A 17,384-nucleotide genomic window follows, 5' to 3' on the forward strand; every position below is an offset into this window, starting at 1 on the left:
GGAGTACGTATTGTGAAGATGCATCGCAAGCCGCTTTACCTTTCGCTTGGCGCCCTCGCCATTGTAGGCGGCGTCTATGGCGCCGCCTATCTGCGGGGAGTGGAAACCTGGCCGGTGTCCAACGCCGTGGCAGCCGACTCGCCGGCGGCGACAGCCGTCGACGTAGCGACCGTTCTGAGCCAAACGATTACTGATTGGCAAAGCTACTCAGGCCGCCTGGAGGCAGTCGACCACGTCGACGTCCGGCCTCTTGTGGCTGGCACCATCGTCACCGTGCATTTCAAGGACGGGGCACTCGTGAAGAAGGGTGAACCGCTCTTCACGATTGACCCGCGTCCGTATCAGGCCGAAGTCGACCGCGCTGCCGCACAGCTGGCAGCTGCGAAGACCCGCGCTACTTACACGCTCACGGATGCCGAGCGCGCCCAGCGACTGCTGGTCGATAACGCGATTGCTAAGCGCGATTACGACGAAAAGCAAAACGCTTCCCGCGAAGGCACAGCAGCTGTCAAGGCAGCAGAGGCTGCGCTCGAGGCCGCTCAGGTGAACCTCAGTTACACGAACATCACGGCCCCGGTGACGGGCCGTGTCTCGCGCGCTGAACTGACCGTGGGCAACATCGTGTCGGCCGGTGCGAACGCACCGCTCCTTACGACGCTCGTCTCCGTGTCACCCATCTACGCTTCGTTCGAAGTGGACGAGCAAACCTACCTTCAGTACCTCGGTCGCGACCGCAATACCAGGTTGCCTGTCTCCATGGGGCTGGCGAACGAAGACGGCTACTCGCGTAAAGGCTTCGTCACCTCGGTTGACAACCGGCTCGATACGACGTCGGCGACGATTCGCGTTCGCGCAACGTTCGACAACAGCGACGGCACGCTCGTACCCGGTCTGTATGCACGAGTGAAGGTCGGCGGCGGCGAGCCGCATCCTGCAGTGCTTATCGACGACGCCGCAGTCGGCACAGACCAGGCGAAGAAGTACGTACTCGTCGTCGACAGTTCGAACAAGGTCCAATACCGCGAGGTCACGCTTGGGCCGTTACACGGCAACCTGCGCGTCGTGACCTCGGGTCTCAAGCCCGGCGAAAACATCATTGTCAACGGCATGATGCACGCGCGGCCAAACGACACTGTTCAGCCACATATGGTGAAGATGGCCGAGGCGGCCAAGCCTGCGGCGTAACCCAAGTGAGCCTAACATGAACATATCCAAATTCTTCATCGACCGGCCCATTTTCGCGGCCGTGCTATCGGTGGTGATTCTGCTAGCGGGCATCATTGCGCTGACAAAGCTGCCTACCGCCGAATACCCCGAAGTTGTGCCGCCGTCGGTCGTCGTGCGCGCTCAGTATCCAGGTGCCAACCCGAAGGTTATCGCCGAAACCGTAGCCGCACCACTCGAGGAGCAGATTAACGGCGTCGAAAACATGCTGTACATGCAGTCGCAGGCCAACAGCGACGGCAATATGACGACGACCGTCACTTTCAAGCTCGGCACCGACCCGGATAAGGCACAACAGCTCGTGCAGAATCGGGTGTCACAGGCAATGCCCAGACTACCGGAAGACGTCCAGCGTCTGGGTGTAACCACCATCAAGTCGTCTCCAACACTCACGATGGGGGTGAACCTGGTGTCGCCGAACGACCGCTATGACCTCACCTATCTGCGTAATTACGCGCTCATCAACATCAAGGACCGCTTTGCTCAGGTCCCGGGTGTTGGCGAAGTTGCACTGTGGGGCTCTGGCGACTATTCGATGCGAATCTGGCTCGACCCGACTAAGGTCGCGCGCCAAAACTTGACCGCGACAGACGTCATCAAGGCTGTCCGGGAGCAGAACGTGCAGGTGGCGGCCGGTATCGTCGGCGGTGCGCCGATGACCACCAACATCCCTATGCAGTTAAGTGTCAATGCGCAGGGGCGGCTGAAGACGGAGGAGGAATTCCGCCGAATCATCCTGAAGACCTCTCCGGACGGCGCGGTGACGCACCTTGGTGACGTCGCACGTGTTGAGCTGGGGGCATCAGAATACGCGCTACGTGCAGGCATTGACGGCAAGAAGGCGGTGCAAATCATCATCTTCCAGCAGCCGAACGCCAATTCGCTTCAAATTTCGGATGACATCCGCAAGCTCACTGCAGAAATGCAGCAAGACATGCCCGATGGCGTCAAGGCAGAAATTGTCTATGACCCAACGCAGTTCGTGCGTGAGAGTATCGACGCGGTCGTGCACACGCTCTTCGAGGCAATTGTCCTCGTGGTTATTGTGGTCATCGTGTTCCTGCAGACTTGGCGTGCCTCGCTCATTCCGCTGCTCGCCGTCCCGGTATCGATTGTGGGCACGTTCTCGCTGATGCTCGCCTTCGGCTTTACCATCAATGCTCTATCGCTCTTCGGAATGGTGCTGGCCATTGGTATCGTGGTCGACGATGCCATCGTGGTGGTCGAGAACGTCGAGCGGAACATTGCAGCAGGCCTGACGCCACTTGAAGCATCGTACGAGGCTATGCGCGAAGTGAGCGGCCCAATCATCGCAATCGCGCTGACCCTCGTTGCTGTATTCGTACCGCTCGCGTTCATGTCGGGTCTCACTGGCCAGTTTTACAAGCAGTTCGCGATGACCATCGCTATCTCCACGGTCATCTCGGCGTTCAACTCACTCACCCTGTCGCCGGCGCTCTCCGCATTGCTGCTGAAGGACCATCACGCGCCGAAGGACTGGCTCACGCGCGTCATGGACCGCATCCTTGGACCGTTCTTTAGCGCGTTCAACAAGGTCTTTCACCGCGGCTCGGAAGCATACGGCAAGGGCGTCGGCGGCATCGTCCAACGCAAGGCTGCGATGATGGTCGTGTACGCAATACTGCTTGGCGGCACATTGCTTCTGGGCAAGGTCGTCCCCGGCGGCTTCGTGCCAGCGCAGGACAAGGACTACTTCGTCAGCATCCTGCAGCTTCCCCCGGGCGCATCACTCGACCGCACCCAGAAAGTGGTGGACGACATGGGGGCGATTGCCCGGCGACAGCCGGGTGTGAAGCATACGACCGAATTCCCGGGCCTGTCGGTGACTGGCCTGATGAACTCGTCAAGCAGCGGGCTCGTATTCTCCGTGACGAATCCTTCGAAGGAACGGGGTAAGGGAGAAAAGGCAGCGGACATCGTCGGAGGTCTGAATGCGAAATACGCGGGCATCAAGGACGCGGTTATTGCCACGTTCCCGCCGCCACCGGTTCAGGGTCTGGGCACCATCGGCGGGTTCAAGCTCCAGATTGAGGACCGCGGTGCGCTCGGCTACGAAGCGCTGAACAAGGCCACACAGGCGTTCCTCGCCGAGGCAGCCAAGGCGCCCGAACTCGGGCCGTCGTTCTCGAGCTACCAGATTAACGTGCCCCAGTTGAATGTGGAACTGGACCGTGAACGCGCAGAGCAGCTGGGAGTATCGGTAACGGACGTATTCGACACGATGCAGATTTATCTTGGTTCGCTGTACGTGAACGACTTCAACAAGTTCGGTCGCGTCTATCAGGTCCGTGTCCAGGCGGACGCACAGTACCGGGCCACGGCGGACAGCATCCTGCAACTCAAGACCCGCAACAACCGCGGTGAGATGGTGCCGCTGTCGTCACTGGTCAAGGTGACGCCGACGTATGGTCCGGAGATGGTGGTTCGCTACAACGGTTATCTTGCTGCGGACATCAACGGCGGTCCCGCGCCTGGATACTCGTCGGGCCAGGCGATGGCGGCGGTTGAACGCATCGCGGAGAAAACGCTACCACGCGGCATCAAGTACGAGTGGACCGACCTCACGTATCAGCAGATTCTCACAGGCAACGCAGCATTCTGGGTATTCCCCATCAGCGTGCTGCTTGTATTCCTGGTGCTCGCTGCAATGTACGAGAGCCTGACGCTGCCGCTCGCGATTCTCCTGATTGTGCCGATGAGCATACTGTCGGCGCTCTTCGGGGTATGGCTCACGCGCGGGGACAACAACATCTTCACGCAGATTGGCCTGATGGTACTGGTAGGTCTGTCGGCAAAGAACGCCATCCTGATTGTCGAATTTGCTCGCGAACTGGAGATGCAAGGCCGCACCATTGTTCAGGCCGCCATCGAAGCGTGTCGTCTGCGTCTGCGTCCGATTCTGATGACGTCCATCGCGTTCATCATGGGAGTGATTCCTCTCGTCGTCTCGACCGGCGCCGGCTCGGAAATGCGGCGCGCGATGGGCATCGCGGTGTTCTTTGGCATGCTGGGCGTGACGTTCTTCGGCCTGGTGCTTACACCCGTGTTCTACGTGATTTTGCGCAAGCTTGCGGGCGGGAAGCGACTCGCCGACAAGCATGGACATCACCCGCACATCCACGGCCCGGATGACCACAAGGACGTGCAGTCCGTCAGTTCGGGCAAGAATGGCCCGAAGGTCGCGGAACCCGCGCTTTCCGAATAAGGAGTCAATCGTGAAAAGAATCGTATCGATGAAAGGCGGCTTTACTGGGTCGCTTTTGCTGGGGACCTTGCTCGTGCTGGCAGGGTGCTCCCTTGCGCCAAAGTATGAGGTGGCCCCCACCCCCCAAATCGCATTCAAGGAGGCACCAAAACAGCCTCTGACCGGCGAAGAAGTTGGCACGTGGAAGACGGCGCAACCGTCCGAAGATGTCGCGCGCGGCGAATGGTGGAAGGTGTTTGACGACGCGACACTCAACGACCTGGAAAAGCAGGCGTTTGATGCGAACCAGAACCTGAAGGCAGCGGTCGCCCGCGTGAAGCAGGCGCGGGCGCTGAACCAGGTTGCACGTGCGGACCTGTACCCGACTCTGGATGCCGGGTTTGGTCCGTCGCGGCAAAAGCTGTCGGCCGCCTCGCAGTTCCAGCCGGACGGCACGAACATCCCGCAGCAGACGTTCTGGCGCGCGCAGGCGACCGCGTCCTATGAAGTTGACCTGTTCGGGCGCGTGGCATCAAACATCGACGCCGCGAAGGCGCAATCCCAGCAAAGCGAGGCACTTTACCGCTCCGTGCTGCTCGCGTTGCAGGCTGACGTTGCACAGAACTACTTTGCGTTGCGCGAACTTGACGCGGAAGCCGATGTATTCACGCAGGCGGTCCAGCTGCGTGAAGAAAGCCTGAGGCTCGTGCAGCGGCGATTTGCCGAAGGTGACGTGACCGAACTGGACGTTCAGCGTGCCCAGGCGGACTTGTCGACCGCGCGCTCGGATGCGATGACAGTACAGCGCCTGCGCGCAACGTCCGAGCACAGCCTTGCCGTACTGCTCGGCAAGGCTCCTGCGGAGTTTTCGATAGCAGCGAATCCGCTTCAGCCGGTCAATCTGCGCATTCCGCCGGGCCTGCCTTCGTCGCTGCTCGAGCGCCGTCCAGATATCGCCGCTGCCGAGCGCGCCATGGCCGCGGCCAATGCACGCATCGGCATCGCCAAGGCCGCATTCTTCCCGTCGCTGACGCTGACTGGAATGGGCGGGTTCGAATCGGACACCATTGGCGAGCTCTTCAAATGGAGCAGTCGCACATTTCTGCTAGGCCCGCTCGCAGGCACCTCGTTGAACATTCCAATCTTCGATGGCGGTCGCCGCAAGGGAAACCTAGCAAACGCACGCGCTATCTACGAAGAGGACGTCGCCCAGTACCGACAGCAGGTTCTCGTCGCATTTCAGGAGGTCGAAGACAATCTATCTGACATGCGCATCCTCGAGACGCAGACGAAAACACAGGATGATGCGGTGAAAGCGTCTCAACGGGCTGCCGACCTTTCCCGGAAGCAGTACACCGAGGGAGCCATCAACTATCTCGACGTGCTCGAAGCCCAGCGAACAGTCCTGCAGGCGCGTCGTGATGCCGTGAAGCTGCAGGGTGTTCAGGCTGCGTCGACCGTGAACCTGATTCGCGCGCTCGGTGGTGGCTGGGGCGATGTTGTTCCACGGCTCGCTGAACCTGCCATCGGGCAAGTCGAACGGCGCCACGCAACTGAACCGGCCGTAGCGATGAAATAAGCAAACTGCCTGCTGGAGTTATCCCGGAAACCCGCCCACAGCAGGGCGGGTTTCCTATTTCCAAGTGCGGTGTATAGAAAAATGCCCGCTCGCCTCGGGGTTACGGCGAGCGGACGCGGCCGGAAGACGCAAAACAATAGAATCGGGACTTGGCTACCGAGGAGGACGCAAAGCCCCAGGCGCCAAGGGACAACTGACAGCAGAAGATGGGGTTATGCATCCAGCACAGTGCTTCATGCGGCGGTTAAAGGTCGAATTTCAGACCCGTCGCATCGATGGCCGCAATCTCTCGCACATTCCCGGAGCCGTAAATGAAGCACTCGGCAAACATGGATGCTGCATCAATCGGGTTCATCATCGACACGCTCCGCCAGTGATTATTGTGCCGCCGGCCATCGGCGGCTCGCACTGTTCACCATCGTCTGAGGGCTGTCCGCGGGTTCATCGTACGTAGGCAGCGTCTTTCCGTCCTTCAGCCGGTAGGCTCCGCGTTGCAGGCCTGCGTCCGATTCCGCTACGCACATGGAATTGGAGATGACAGGAATGGAGGCAGCGATACCGCTTTAATGGGTAATATCGGGCGGCTGGAGAATCACTGATGTATTTTTCTACTTAAGTCTTGCCGGTAATCGAGTGCAAACGGCCCCGACGTTCCTGTGGTGAACGCGTTACCCTGGATTGCAAGACGGACGGGTAACCCGCCCTAAGGATGGAATAGTGCGCACGGGGCAGAATCAAGTTCTTCCCGTAGTTGAACAATCATGCAACCAGGAAATTCGCAACGCGACGGGAAGCGCTCAGCTTTCACGACGCTGATTGCAGAGTTTCGGCGAGGTGGTTGACGACCGCCCGCGTTTTCGCAGCCATTTTCTGGCCAAGGGAAATAATCGCATGTACAGGCGGCCCGTTCACGTCTGCATCCGGGAGTACGTGAACCAATCGCCCCGCCTGAACATAGGGGAGCGCCACGCGGTCAAGTATCTGCGCAATGCCAAAGCCCGCAATCGCTGCCTCGACTAGAGCCTGACCATCTGTGAGCACCAGAACGGGTTGAGGTGAAAACTCCCGCACCGCATCCGCATCCTTGAGTGACCACGGCCGCAGACGCCCCGAAGGCCCCCGAAAGACAACAGCGTCGTGAGCCCCCAGCTCTGAGATGTCCCTGATGGCCCGTCCCTTGCGCTGAAGGTATTCGGGTGCCGCATATAGACCCAACCGCAGGTCGCACAGCTTGCGTACGGTCAGCTCACTGGTCTCAGGTAGTGTGCCGATGCGCACTACAACATCCCAGCCTTCTCCGATGGGGTCCGACATCCGGTCGGTTAGCGCGACTTCCAGCGTAATGCCTGGGTACCTCTCACGCAGCGTGATGAAGCTCGGCAGAAGCAGGCGACCAAAGCCGGCAGGCAGGTCGATTTTCACGCGCCCGACTGGCTCCGAGCGTCTCGATGCCAGTTGCTGTTCCGCGTCACGCAGACTTTCCAGCGCCTGCTGCGCGGCTTCGAGATAAATCTCACCGTCTTCAGTCAGACGCACCGCGCGAGTCGTGCGCTGGAAAAGGCGTGAGCCCAGCCGCGTTTCGAGACGCTGAACAGCCTTGCCCACATTCGACTTGCTCGTGCCAATCTCTTCAGCTGCACGGGTGAAACTGCCGCTCTGCGCGACCGCCACAAAGGCGACAATTTCATTGATAGGAGCATCTGCGCGTTCATTCATGTGATGACCGTCCTGACGTAATAACAGGAATCCAGGAACTGTATCAGGTCTCGTACCCTTTCATCGCTCAGGCACTTGCCACCGTGTCCGTAACCTTCTTCGCGCCGGCCTCAGCGCCCGGCTCATCGTCCTGCTCAGGCGTGTGGCTTAGGAACGCGAAAGTGGCCACGGCTGACAGCAAAGTAATAACAATCAGCACGTGTAACAGGCTGGTGAAAGCGTCCGCATAGCTTGTGGAAAGCGCGTGGCGCGTTGCCTCCGGAAGAATCTCCGCAGCATGGGCCATGTCGCCCGCGGTGATGCGCTGTGCAGCTTCCGACACGCGTGACGCAATGCCGTCGACGTTTTCCGGCATGATACGCAGCAAACTCGTGTGTGCCAGAGCAGCCAGGACAGCCGTGGCAATCGCCAGCGCGATGCCCTCGCCCGCCACCCGCGTCGTGCTAAAGATGCCCGCAGCCATTCCTGCGCGCTCCTTCGGCACCACGCTGACCGACAGACCATCCATCAACCCCCACGGCATGCCTGCGCCAATGCCAATCACCAGCATCGGCATGATAAGCGCCAACTTGGCTGCACTGAAATCGATGAGACTCAACCAGTAAAGCCCCGCCGCAGCAATGAGAAATCCGATACCCGACAGCACACCGGCGGAAATCCAGCGTGTGAAGGATGCGACCAGCAACGGCACGATGAGCATCGGCAAGGAAAGCGCAATCATGAGCAGGCCTGCTTCGATTTCGCTCATACCTTCCGCGCCAATAAAGCGCAGCGGCAGCATCACGACGAGCACGATGTAGCAGTAGCACGTTCCCACAGGCAGAATCTGCACGCCGACAAAGCGCGGGTAACGGAAAAGGCTCAACTCGAGCATCGGGCGCTTCGCCCTGTTCTCGACAACGATGAACGTCCCCAGCATGAAGGCAGAGAGCACAAGCAGCGTCACAACGAGCGTGCTGCCCCATCCGCTTTCCGGCGCCTGAATCACACCGAACGTGAAGAGCGCGAGCATTGCCGTGAATGTAATCGTCCCTAGATAGTCGAGACCCGTAGCACCCGGGTCACGCGTTTCACGCATGCGCGGAATGCCGAACACGAAAGCGAGGACGCCGATGGCCGAGATGATGAAGAAGATGGAGCGCCAGCCAAAGTGTTCGATGAGCACACCGGCCATGAGTGGGCCGAACGCAAGCCCGATACCGAAGCTGGTGCCCAGCATACTGAATGCACGCGTGCGCGCATGGCCATCGAATTCCTGCGCAAGCGATGCGGCGCCACTCGACAGCGACGCGGCGGCAGCTACACCCTGAATCGCGCGAAGTACATCCAACCACAGCGTTGACGGCGCGAAGCCCATCGCAAAGGACGTAAGGATGAAACCACCGAGGCCAAACGCAAATAGGCGCTTACGGCCGAACTGGTCGGCCAGCGCGCCAGCCGCCATCAGCAGACTGCCGAAGCTCAGCATGAATGAGTTGGTCACCCAGGTGAGCATGGTCGCGCTACCGCCCAAGTCGCGACCGATTGCGGGCGTGGCAACCGCGCCGCCAGAAAATGAAAGAGGAAGCACCAGCGCTGCCAGACAGACCGCTGCCAAAATCAGCAGCTTCTCTCCGTCCTCGCCATGCGACGTTGCAGTGTTCATGAAGAAAGCCCTGCGAGATGGATTTGGATACGATTAGCGACCCCAGGCAAGCTGATAGGCGCACGAAAGTCGCCATTCTCGCTACGCGGCTGAATTGGATAAACAGCGCGGTTGTCGTCAGAGCGTCTCTCGTGAAGCGACAATCACTGTCTCCGTCAAAGCGACACTGCGTCTCCCGAACGTAGCTTCAACGGCGTCCTGCACGCGCATAGCATTCCGGTTCCCTAATAGCGCCATTCAGGCAGACAACCGTAGCCATGGACATCACCCCTTTTCGTATCGAAATTCCTCAGTCGGACCTTGAAGACCTCAGGCAGCGTCTCAGCGCAACTCGTTTTCCGGAACGAGAAACGGTCGTGGATTCGGCTCAGGGCCCCCAACTCGAACGTGTGCGAAAACTCGTTGAATACTGGCGCACGCAGTATGACTGGCGTCGTCTCGAGACCCGACTGAACAGCTATCCACAGTTCACGACCGAAATCGACGGCGTGGAGATTCACTTCCTGCATATTCGCTCCAAGCACGAGAATGCGACACCGATGGTCATGACGCACGGCTGGCCCGGCTCCATCGTCGAGTTCCTGGACGTTATCGACCCGCTCGTCAATCCGACGAAACACGGCGGGCATGCGGAAGAGGCGTTCCATCTCGTCTTGCCGAGCATTCCGGGATTTGGCTTCAGCGGTAAGCCGACAGAGAAAGGCTGGAACCGCACGCGCATCGGCCGTGCGTGGGACCTGCTGATGAAGCGGCTCGGGTACTTCGAGTATGTCGCGCAAGGTGGTGACTGGGGCAGCGTCATCACGACCGAGATGGGCCGCCTGAAGCTCGAAGGGCTTCGCGCGATTCATGTGAACCTGCCTTTCGTTGCACCGGTTCCCTTCCCGGAGAATCCGACCGACGAGGAGAAGGTCGCCATCGCGCAATGCATTCTCTTCGCTGAAGATGGTTCGTTCTATCACCACCTGCAGACGACACGCCCACAAACCATCGGCTATTCGCTTGCCGACTCGCCGGCGGGCCAGGCAGCCTGGATTTATGAGAAGCTCGCGGCGTGGAGCGACAGCAACGGTGTGGCGGAAAACGTCTTCTCGTACGACCAGATGCTCGACAACATCATGTTCTACTGGCTCACCAACACCGGTGCGTCGTCGGCCCGCATCTATGCGGAGCATCCCGGGCTGACGTTCGCTGCCGTGCCGGTCGATATTCCCGTTGCCGTCAGTGTGTTCCCTGGTGAAATCTATACGCCGCCCAAGGAGTGGGCGGAGCGCGCCTTCAGCAACATGTTCTACTGGAACCGGGCCGCGAAGGGTGGTCACTTTGCCGCGTTCGAGCAACCACAAGTCTTTGCCGCTGAAATACGCACGGCATTTGCAAAATTCCGCTCTGCACAAGACGTCACGGCTGCGGCGGACTGACTTGTGTGACGGCGAATACCTGGCTTTCGCTGTCCGACATACATACGGGCCGCCCGGCTTTGCGGGCAGGCCTACTTTTTAACGATGACGTCGTGCCTGGCAATCGTCCGCGATACCGCGGTCCGCCCGCATTCATGGCTTGCATAACCACGGATGCTCACGGCGAGGACAGATAGACGACGAGGTTCACCACTTCTTCCATCGTCGTTGCACGACGGATGAGAGGCGCCGCATGACGCTTCGCGACTGATTTCGTCGCTATCGACGCTGCAATGCACTTGACTGGCGTATGACCGGACATGCTCGTTAGTGCACTTAGCGCATCACACCTCGTCCATGTCGAGACTCGGAGAGTGAGCTTCAGTGTGCAGCCGCCGTCGCCACCAGCCATCTTGTTCACTGCTTCACTCCCATCACGACGCATAGCGCGCCTGCATACAGTGACTTAACCAAGAGAATTGTCGACCGGAAAGCGACAGAGCGACTCCTGAACAGTGATTTATCCGACTGCTAGAAATGCCGATACTTCTCTACAACTTATTGCAACACATCTCCCCAACCAGCTAGCCCTACCCACCACCAAGGAAGTCAAGGAAATGAAGCTCTACATTGCCGACGCAACGTGCTCACAAGCTGTACAGGTCATTGCCAACGAGCTTGGCCTCTCCCCGGAACTGATTCATTTCGACGTGTTCGGCAAGTCCACGTCGAACGGCTCGAAGTTCGCCGACGTCAACTCGCTGCAGTACGTGCCCGTCCTTGAGCTTGACGATGAAGCGAAAACCCGATTGACTGAAACCATCATCATCATCTCGTACCTCGCTGACCAGCATCTGGAGGCCGGTCTCATCCCGAAGCGCGGCACGCTGGAGCGCGTGAAGATGGACCAGTTGCTAACGTTTATCGCGACGGAAATCGCGCAGAAACACATTCCGCTCATGCGCAAGCTGATGAACGCGGACGGCATCGCATATCACACGCACAAGCTGCAGACCGCCTACGGCTTGCTCGACGCAAAACTTGCTGATGGCCGCGCTTATCTGATGGGAGAGCAATTCACGGTCGCAGATGCGTACGTATGGGCGACGCTGTGGCATGAGCGTTCGGGCGTGAGCCTCGACCACCTGAAGAACCTGAACGCCTACATAGAGCGCATCGAGACCCGCCCGGCGGTCAAAAGAGCCTTGAAGGAAGAAGCAGCAGTGGTCGCACAGCACAAGGCACAGTTGGCAGCGGCCGCGTAACCTGCGACACATTGTCGCCAGTCATTTGGCAGGGAACACAGCACGTTGCAACGTTCCCTGCGTGTTGACTGCCCGTCAGGAACGATTTAGCGTTTGTTCGTCCTAGCTTTAGTAGTGGTCGGATAGCGCATGCAACTGTTTGCGTCGATTCTGCGTCTCATAGTCCCAGGCTCGCCGTTTCGCAGACCTCACGAGATTTGCGCCTTGCCATCATCCCCCATCTGCATCAACCCGCGCGAGCGGTTCAGTACCCAAGCTACCTCGCTTCGCGAAAAGTCCCACTCGGCCGCATCGACCTTCGCTCTCACGCCTTCTTCTGCTCTACTCAACGCCACGTCACGGGACATGCCGGCGGTCGCGATGTTCCACGATGCATTCGCGGATAGCTGACCAGCAAGGTCCTCGCACGTCGTCGAAGCGTATTCACAGTTCCTCGTCGGACAGAGCACTCTTACAACTTCCAAGACGAACGTACGAAGTTCGGCATCAATATACAACAGGTTTTTGTCCGATTTCACGGCCGCCTGGTCCTCGCTGCACCGCGACTCATGCTGCAATCAAACAGGGCGTTGAGCTGGTTTTTCAGTGCTGCGCGACACGCGCGGAGCTTTCTTTGCTGCTACGCGACATACAGTTACGTTTCGTCGCTGTAACGCGACGATATTATCGCGGCGCCGCCACCGGCGCGGTGCTCATGCTTGATAGGAATCAGGTGCTCCGAGGGTTTGACTGTGGCAGAACCGTTCGATACGGTGCTGGCAAGGCTGTCATCAGCACATGTTGCCCAAGCGACTTGAAGCATATCTATTTCCGGCCACAACTGAAACGCATGCTCGCGCAGGAGCGCTTCATTGGTCACGAGGTCGTTTAGCCTGCCACGTACATCCTGCACAGACGCCAAGCTTTCGATGACGGCCTGATGGTCCCTTTGCAGAATGGGTGAAAAGAACTCAAGCACGTATTGCAGTTTCTTTCCCGCGATTCGTACTTCGTGAAACGAAGTGTGGCGTGATGTCCTATCCCCGATAGCGCGCTTGACTGCTTTCTTTAGCAGGCTGTTTACTGATGAGCAGCAGAACTTGCACGTCTATCGCGGTGTCGCCTGGGTCGATAACCACGGCTAGCATGAAGAGATAATTTTCGTCATGCAGACAGCACTCGCTGGACACAATTGGGCGAACTGCGAAGTCGCCTGCAATTCGGTCGGCGCGGCGCCTCGTCCGACGTCCACATAGCCTTTTCGGCGAAAGAAATCGGGTGCCGTCGTAGTAAGCAGCCACAGTTCCGAGATGCCCTTTTTGCGTGCTAGGTCTTCTGCACGTGCCAACAGTCGACCTCCCAATCCGGCGTTGCGCACTGTCTGCGCAACAGCCAGTGACCGCAACAGCGCATTGGCGCCACAGCTCTCCAGCCCAACGCACCCCACTAGAAAGCCACCGTCCCCTTCTGCGACGGCGAAGTCACGCAACAGTTCACGGGTGATGTCGGACGCCGGCAGCGCATTTTCAGTGAGCAAGACGTTGATGGCGTCGAGGTCTTCGGGTCTCGCGGCACGTATCTTCATGATGGATGTTCCGTGTCGAACTGAACAGCACGGGGTGTCAAGTAGAGCACGTCGAAGCATGACGACTAAACCGGAACGCCAATAAAAAAGGCGATTGCGGCAAACCGTTCAATGCGGTGCTGACAAGACTGTCATCAGCACATGTCGCCCAAGCGACTTGTAGCAGCGCTATTTTCGGCCAACGCCGCGAAGCAAGCGACCGAGGAGGTAGCCGAGGAAAGCGGCGCATGCTGGTACGGCTAGCAGCATCCTATTTTCCCACACCACATGCAGCATGAGGGCCATGACATCGTTCCTATCGCACGCCGTCCGTTTGCGCTTCCAGAACATTGAGGAGTGTCGTCACGACGTCGTCGTCACCCTCGAAGACTGCGCCGTTTATGTCAGTCCGAGAGCCGTCTGCGTATATCACGCTTGCGCGAGCGAGCCCTTGCTGCGCCACCACGTCAAGCCTTGCCAGATGCTGGAGCTGCGCTTCCGTCTTTCGACCGATGAGTACAGAGAAGCAGTCTCCTGACGCACAGGGCGCCGCATACTTTTCCGCACACATCCCGAGCACGCGCCTCACCTCCTCAAGAAGCGGAAAGGGAGGCCTGTCATCGGGCACCACACTGCCTTCCACATCGCACAGGTGCACCATTGTGGCGAGGTCTCCACCATAGGCGCCATCGTAAAAAAAAATCGTCAGTTCACCCATGTCCTGTCGGGACCTCCGGTTAGTGGCGCGAGGAAGCGTTGGGTTCATAAACAGGCACCCCGAGAGCAATCGCCTCATCCGGGATATTGGCAGTGCCTCACGCGGCACCACGTACTTGCCACGCCTCCAGCACGCGACGGGCAGTAGTGACCACATCGTCGCCAATCACGTATGAGACAGATGGGAGCTCCGTGACCGACTGAGCACTTTGAACGCTGGCGTGCGCCCACATTCCGTCGCATCGAACGTCAATTCGAAAGGTGACCACTGCGCGAGGGTCCGTCGTAGCATAGCCAGACGTCTCGTGAACAAAAATCGTAAATTGCGCGGCGACCGGATATGGACCAGGTGGCGTCGGATGCGCAAGGGCGAGCAACGCGCGCTGCCATGTCGACCCGCGCGATTCGATTGAGATGCCATCGCACACTACCTTCAACGAATCGCCGCTGCAATCACCGAGGTACACAGAGACATCTGTCTGCAGAAAGGGGGTGGCTGGCGACAATTCGGGAGCTTCGCTCATCGACTGTTCACAATGGGTCTTCCCGCCGCATTCGGCGCATGATGTCTGAGACCGCGGGTTGGTATTCCAGGCTAGCTAGATGCAGCAGTACCGCAAGGCCGATTTCCGAAGCAGAATGAAATGGGTCAACGCGCAAGCGTGCTATTTTTTTCGCCCGCTGGCCAGTGGCAACAGCTTCGCCGCGTACACGACCTACCGAGTCGACAGATACCGTAAACCGAGCGGATGCAATTTGCACCGCCGCTCGTTCCTGCTCGACAAAGCACGTCACGTGCGTTACACGGTGCTGCCGTTTAGTCGACGCCGACCTGGTTAATGTCAGCTGACCGTCGTCCGAAACAAGCTGAGCGCTCTCATTTCTATATAAAGCGTGATACGCGTCGGTCCAAATATTGTGGGCGCCGCCGTGCTGCACGCAACCGCTGTACAGCTCTTGCGTGCATCGCAGGTCCGAGCCGAAACGGCCGATGCACACAGCAATGGCAATGTCCTCTCCCCGCCTGAACGTTGCATGGTCTACTGCATAAAACGACATCACGACTGCTCCCTGTTTACAGCGCCTCGAATTGACCGCCACTCGTGGCATTCGTGAGGACCGGCTACGCACAGCGCCGGCATAGGCAACGTCGAGAGCGCACGCACCGAATCGACGATATCTGGCTGGCCGCCCGGCACCACAAGCTCATCGCACTTGCCAACGCTATCTAAAGCGCGGATGCGCTCCTCGGGATTGCCTCCGCCCAGCAACTGAACTCGGGTAAACGGCTGGTCGCGAAACCGCTTCCACCTGCTGCTTCCAGAATTGTCTAAAGTCAAAAGGCACCTCGATTGGACGCGACGTGCTGACGCTTTCAGCCCCATCTAAAACCGATGAAGCGAAGTGTAGGCGTTTACATTGTACATGTAAATGTCTACACGTTAAATGTAGAACATTTATCTGCCGTAGACATTTATGTTGTCGTCATGAAAATGGCGGCATGACGAAATCTAGTGAACCAGTGACCCTGCGAGAGCGTTTCGCAAGAAACCTGAGGGCCTATCGCATTGAACTGGGGATGTCGCAGGAGGAGCTTGGCACTCATATTGGCGCCGACCGCACGACCATCAGTCGTTTGGAACGAACATCCCCCAACCTGACATTGGAACGCGCAGAGGCGCTCGCGAGGGCGCTTGACATCGATGTTCGTGTGTTAATGACTTTCTCTGGCAAGGGCGAAATCGAGCGACGCCCGCCAACCGGGGATGTCACTAGCGCCGCGGTTAGCGCTAAGGTCGCCAACTTGCGAGAAAAGATGGGCATCTCGCAGAAACACTTGGGGCAGCTTGCGGGGGTTGACCGCAATTTCATCTCCAGGGTCGAAGCACCGCACGGCCGCGGCACGCCCCTTCAGCTTGCGACGCTCGAGAAACTCGCAGAGGCGTTCGGAATCCATCCAGTCGAGTTGCTTTAGTTCCGGACACTCGCGCTTATCCGTTGCGCAACCAGGTTTGGACGACATCCTGCCGCCAGCGCAACAGTTCCCTGTTGTAGACTTCGACGCGCGGTGGCAGCAGCCAGGGGCGGTGTCGTGCTCGCAGGATGATTGTCCCGACTGAGAGACCGAGCATGGTGGCCAGGTCGAAAGCATCTAGATAGAGTGGTAAGACTGCGGTAGAGGTTGGTTTCATCCAGCCTATAGCTATCTTTTCCGCACCGACCGTCATCGCCGGTGTCGTTGCGATTTTAGATGCAGCCCCGCCCGCTACCCGTTTTAGCGCTACGCACTGTTTCGCAAGCGTCACCTCACGACGAGCTAGGCAGAGCATCGCTCAGATGGGTGCCTAGCGACAGAAGCTCGACTTGTCGTCACACCGCAGAAGCTCGGGTTGTAAAGGTTTGCGCGCAGCGACAGAAGCTACGGCCAACGTTTTACGTGCGGAGCGACTGTAAAACGCACGCAAAATCTAAAATTGTGGATTCCTTACTCTTGCACGCCGTGAAGCCGTGCAAGCTCGACAGCGATATCCGGTCGAGACGGAATATGTATGCGCACAACATCCACTCCTAGCGCGTAGAAACACTGAAGAAAGAAAGCGAACTGGAACCGTCCCTTCCCTATTTTCTCCGCGACAGATTTTGGCGTTTCGCGAAATCCCACTTCACACATGCGGGCGGCGAGGTCTTTATATGTGAGCTGACGCCGCTCCAACTCCGCTCTCAAAGCGAGCTTCGCTTCCCGCGAGAAATCAACGACAGTCTCGTGACCGATTACTTCCGCAGAATCTTGACTTCGGGCGCTTGATGACATATAACTCAGATGCGAGGAAAAAGCACGATTTTTCCTCATTTAAGAGGAAAAATCTGTTTATTTTAGCTTGTGATGGCATGCTCAAACTGGGCACTTGAGGCCCGTCAGCACCTCTTAAGCCATTGTACGTCATAGCAAAACGGTCGTTGATGATAGTGATGCAGTGGCGGACTGGGTTCATACCAGCCCTCACGGAGTCGTCCCCGCCGCATGGTTTATCGGCAGTCTAACGGCACTCAAACAGTTCTTAAGATTGGAGGGCCGCATCGATGATTGCT

At 58.5% G+C, this 17,384-nt stretch carries 14 protein-coding genes; 6 read left to right on the forward strand and 8 right to left on the reverse strand.

What is annotated here, in order from left to right:
* Positions 1 to 18: 18 nt before the first annotated feature.
* From H3V53_RS10580 to H3V53_RS10590, 3 genes are read left to right on the forward strand one after another with little or no spacing between them, the layout of a single operon-like run.
* Positions 19 to 1,185 carry an efflux RND transporter periplasmic adaptor subunit gene (locus tag H3V53_RS10580; protein ID WP_336597892.1) on the forward strand — a complete coding sequence of 389 codons (1,167 nt, stop codon included), beginning with the start codon at positions 19 to 21 and terminating at the stop codon, positions 1,183 to 1,185.
* 16 nt (positions 1,186 to 1,201) lie between these two features.
* On the forward strand, positions 1,202 to 4,450 hold the full coding sequence (locus tag H3V53_RS10585) for an efflux RND transporter permease subunit (RefSeq protein ID WP_336597871.1): 3,249 nt from the start codon (positions 1,202 to 1,204) through the stop codon (positions 4,448 to 4,450).
* A 28-nt stretch (positions 4,451 to 4,478) separates the two neighbouring features.
* Positions 4,479 to 6,008, forward strand: coding sequence for an efflux transporter outer membrane subunit (locus H3V53_RS10590; RefSeq protein ID WP_336597893.1), 1,530 nt, complete (start codon positions 4,479 to 4,481; stop codon positions 6,006 to 6,008).
* Positions 6,009 to 6,812: 804 nt separating this feature from the next.
* Here H3V53_RS10590 and H3V53_RS10595 read toward each other — a convergent pair.
* Together H3V53_RS10595 and H3V53_RS10600 are read right to left on the reverse strand one after the other, a co-directional pair.
* Entirely contained in the window at positions 6,813 to 7,724 is a 912-nt protein-coding gene (locus H3V53_RS10595; protein WP_336597872.1) for a LysR family transcriptional regulator, read from the reverse strand.
* A gap of 67 nt (positions 7,725 to 7,791) precedes the next feature.
* Complete coding sequence (locus tag H3V53_RS10600) at positions 7,792 to 9,369, reverse strand: MFS transporter (protein WP_336597873.1); 1,578 nt, start codon at positions 9,367 to 9,369, stop codon at positions 7,792 to 7,794.
* Positions 9,370 to 9,626: 257 nt separating this feature from the next.
* Between H3V53_RS10600 and H3V53_RS10605 the strand changes: the two genes are divergently transcribed.
* Complete coding sequence (locus H3V53_RS10605) at positions 9,627 to 10,790, forward strand: epoxide hydrolase family protein (RefSeq protein ID WP_336597874.1); 1,164 nt, start codon at positions 9,627 to 9,629, stop codon at positions 10,788 to 10,790.
* Positions 10,791 to 11,284: 494 nt separating this feature from the next.
* On the forward strand, positions 11,285 to 12,034 hold the full coding sequence (locus H3V53_RS10610; RefSeq protein ID WP_233471158.1) for a glutathione S-transferase family protein: 750 nt from the start codon (positions 11,285 to 11,287) through the stop codon (positions 12,032 to 12,034).
* A 188-nt stretch (positions 12,035 to 12,222) separates the two neighbouring features.
* Here the strand turns inward: H3V53_RS10610 and H3V53_RS10615 are convergent, their stop codons facing one another.
* The 5 genes from H3V53_RS10615 to H3V53_RS10635 form a co-directional block, all read right to left on the reverse strand.
* Positions 12,223 to 12,552 carry a hypothetical protein gene (locus tag H3V53_RS10615; protein ID WP_336597875.1) on the reverse strand — a complete coding sequence of 110 codons (330 nt, stop codon included), beginning with the start codon at positions 12,550 to 12,552 and terminating at the stop codon, positions 12,223 to 12,225.
* 116 nt (positions 12,553 to 12,668) lie between these two features.
* Positions 12,669 to 13,088: a CHAD domain-containing protein gene (locus H3V53_RS10620; protein ID WP_336597894.1), complete on the reverse strand. Its 420-nt coding sequence runs from the start codon at positions 13,086 to 13,088 to the stop codon at positions 12,669 to 12,671.
* A gap of 66 nt (positions 13,089 to 13,154) precedes the next feature.
* The gene (gene arsN2 / locus H3V53_RS10625) at positions 13,155 to 13,598 is read right to left on the reverse strand and encodes an arsenic resistance N-acetyltransferase ArsN2 (protein WP_336597876.1); all 444 of its coding nucleotides are present in this window, start codon (positions 13,596 to 13,598) and stop codon (positions 13,155 to 13,157) included.
* Between the two features lie 295 nt (positions 13,599 to 13,893).
* On the reverse strand, positions 13,894 to 14,295 hold the full coding sequence (locus tag H3V53_RS10630; RefSeq protein ID WP_336597877.1) for a hypothetical protein: 402 nt from the start codon (positions 14,293 to 14,295) through the stop codon (positions 13,894 to 13,896).
* A gap of 530 nt (positions 14,296 to 14,825) precedes the next feature.
* A complete protein-coding gene (locus H3V53_RS10635) occupies positions 14,826 to 15,353 on the reverse strand; it encodes a hypothetical protein (protein ID WP_336597878.1) in 528 nt (175 codons plus the stop codon).
* A gap of 442 nt (positions 15,354 to 15,795) precedes the next feature.
* Between H3V53_RS10635 and H3V53_RS10640 the strand changes: the two genes are divergently transcribed.
* The gene (locus tag H3V53_RS10640; protein ID WP_336597879.1) at positions 15,796 to 16,269 is read left to right on the forward strand and encodes a helix-turn-helix domain-containing protein; all 474 of its coding nucleotides are present in this window, start codon (positions 15,796 to 15,798) and stop codon (positions 16,267 to 16,269) included.
* A 510-nt stretch (positions 16,270 to 16,779) separates the two neighbouring features.
* On the opposite strand, the gene H3V53_RS43615 is transcribed toward H3V53_RS10640, so the two are convergent.
* Positions 16,780 to 17,145: a DUF6471 domain-containing protein gene (locus H3V53_RS43615; protein ID WP_419539469.1), complete on the reverse strand. Its 366-nt coding sequence runs from the start codon at positions 17,143 to 17,145 to the stop codon at positions 16,780 to 16,782.
* Between the last annotated feature and the right edge of the window lie 239 nt (positions 17,146 to 17,384).

This window comes from Paraburkholderia bengalensis, from assembly GCF_037126505.1.
GTDB lineage: Bacteria > Pseudomonadota > Gammaproteobacteria > Burkholderiales > Burkholderiaceae > Paraburkholderia > Paraburkholderia bengalensis.

Bases quoted from the DNA above. Each gene is read 5' to 3' on its own strand.
- H3V53_RS10580 (WP_336597892.1), top strand. From the start codon at position 19: ATGCATCGCAAGCCGCTTTACCTTTCGCTTGGCGCCCTCGCCATTGTA.
- H3V53_RS10585 (WP_336597871.1), top strand. From the start codon at position 1,202: ATGAACATATCCAAATTCTTCATCGACCGGCCCATTTTCGCGGCCGTG.
- H3V53_RS10590 (WP_336597893.1), top strand. From the start codon at position 4,479: ATGAAAGGCGGCTTTACTGGGTCGCTTTTGCTGGGGACCTTGCTCGTG.
- H3V53_RS10595 (WP_336597872.1), bottom strand. From the start codon at position 7,724: ATGAATGAACGCGCAGATGCTCCTATCAATGAAATTGTCGCCTTTGTG.
- H3V53_RS10600 (WP_336597873.1), bottom strand. From the start codon at position 9,369: ATGAACACTGCAACGTCGCATGGCGAGGACGGAGAGAAGCTGCTGATT.
- H3V53_RS10605 (WP_336597874.1), top strand. From the start codon at position 9,627: ATGGACATCACCCCTTTTCGTATCGAAATTCCTCAGTCGGACCTTGAA.
- arsN2 (WP_336597876.1), bottom strand. From the start codon at position 13,598: ATGAAGATACGTGCCGCGAGACCCGAAGACCTCGACGCCATCAACGTC.
- H3V53_RS10630 (WP_336597877.1), bottom strand. From the start codon at position 14,295: ATGGGTGAACTGACGATTTTTTTTTACGATGGCGCCTATGGTGGAGAC.
- H3V53_RS10635 (WP_336597878.1), bottom strand. From the start codon at position 15,353: ATGTCGTTTTATGCAGTAGACCATGCAACGTTCAGGCGGGGAGAGGAC.
- H3V53_RS10640 (WP_336597879.1), top strand. From the start codon at position 15,796: ATGACGAAATCTAGTGAACCAGTGACCCTGCGAGAGCGTTTCGCAAGA.
- H3V53_RS43615 (WP_419539469.1), bottom strand. From the start codon at position 17,145: ATGAGGAAAAATCGTGCTTTTTCCTCGCATCTGAGTTATATGTCATCA.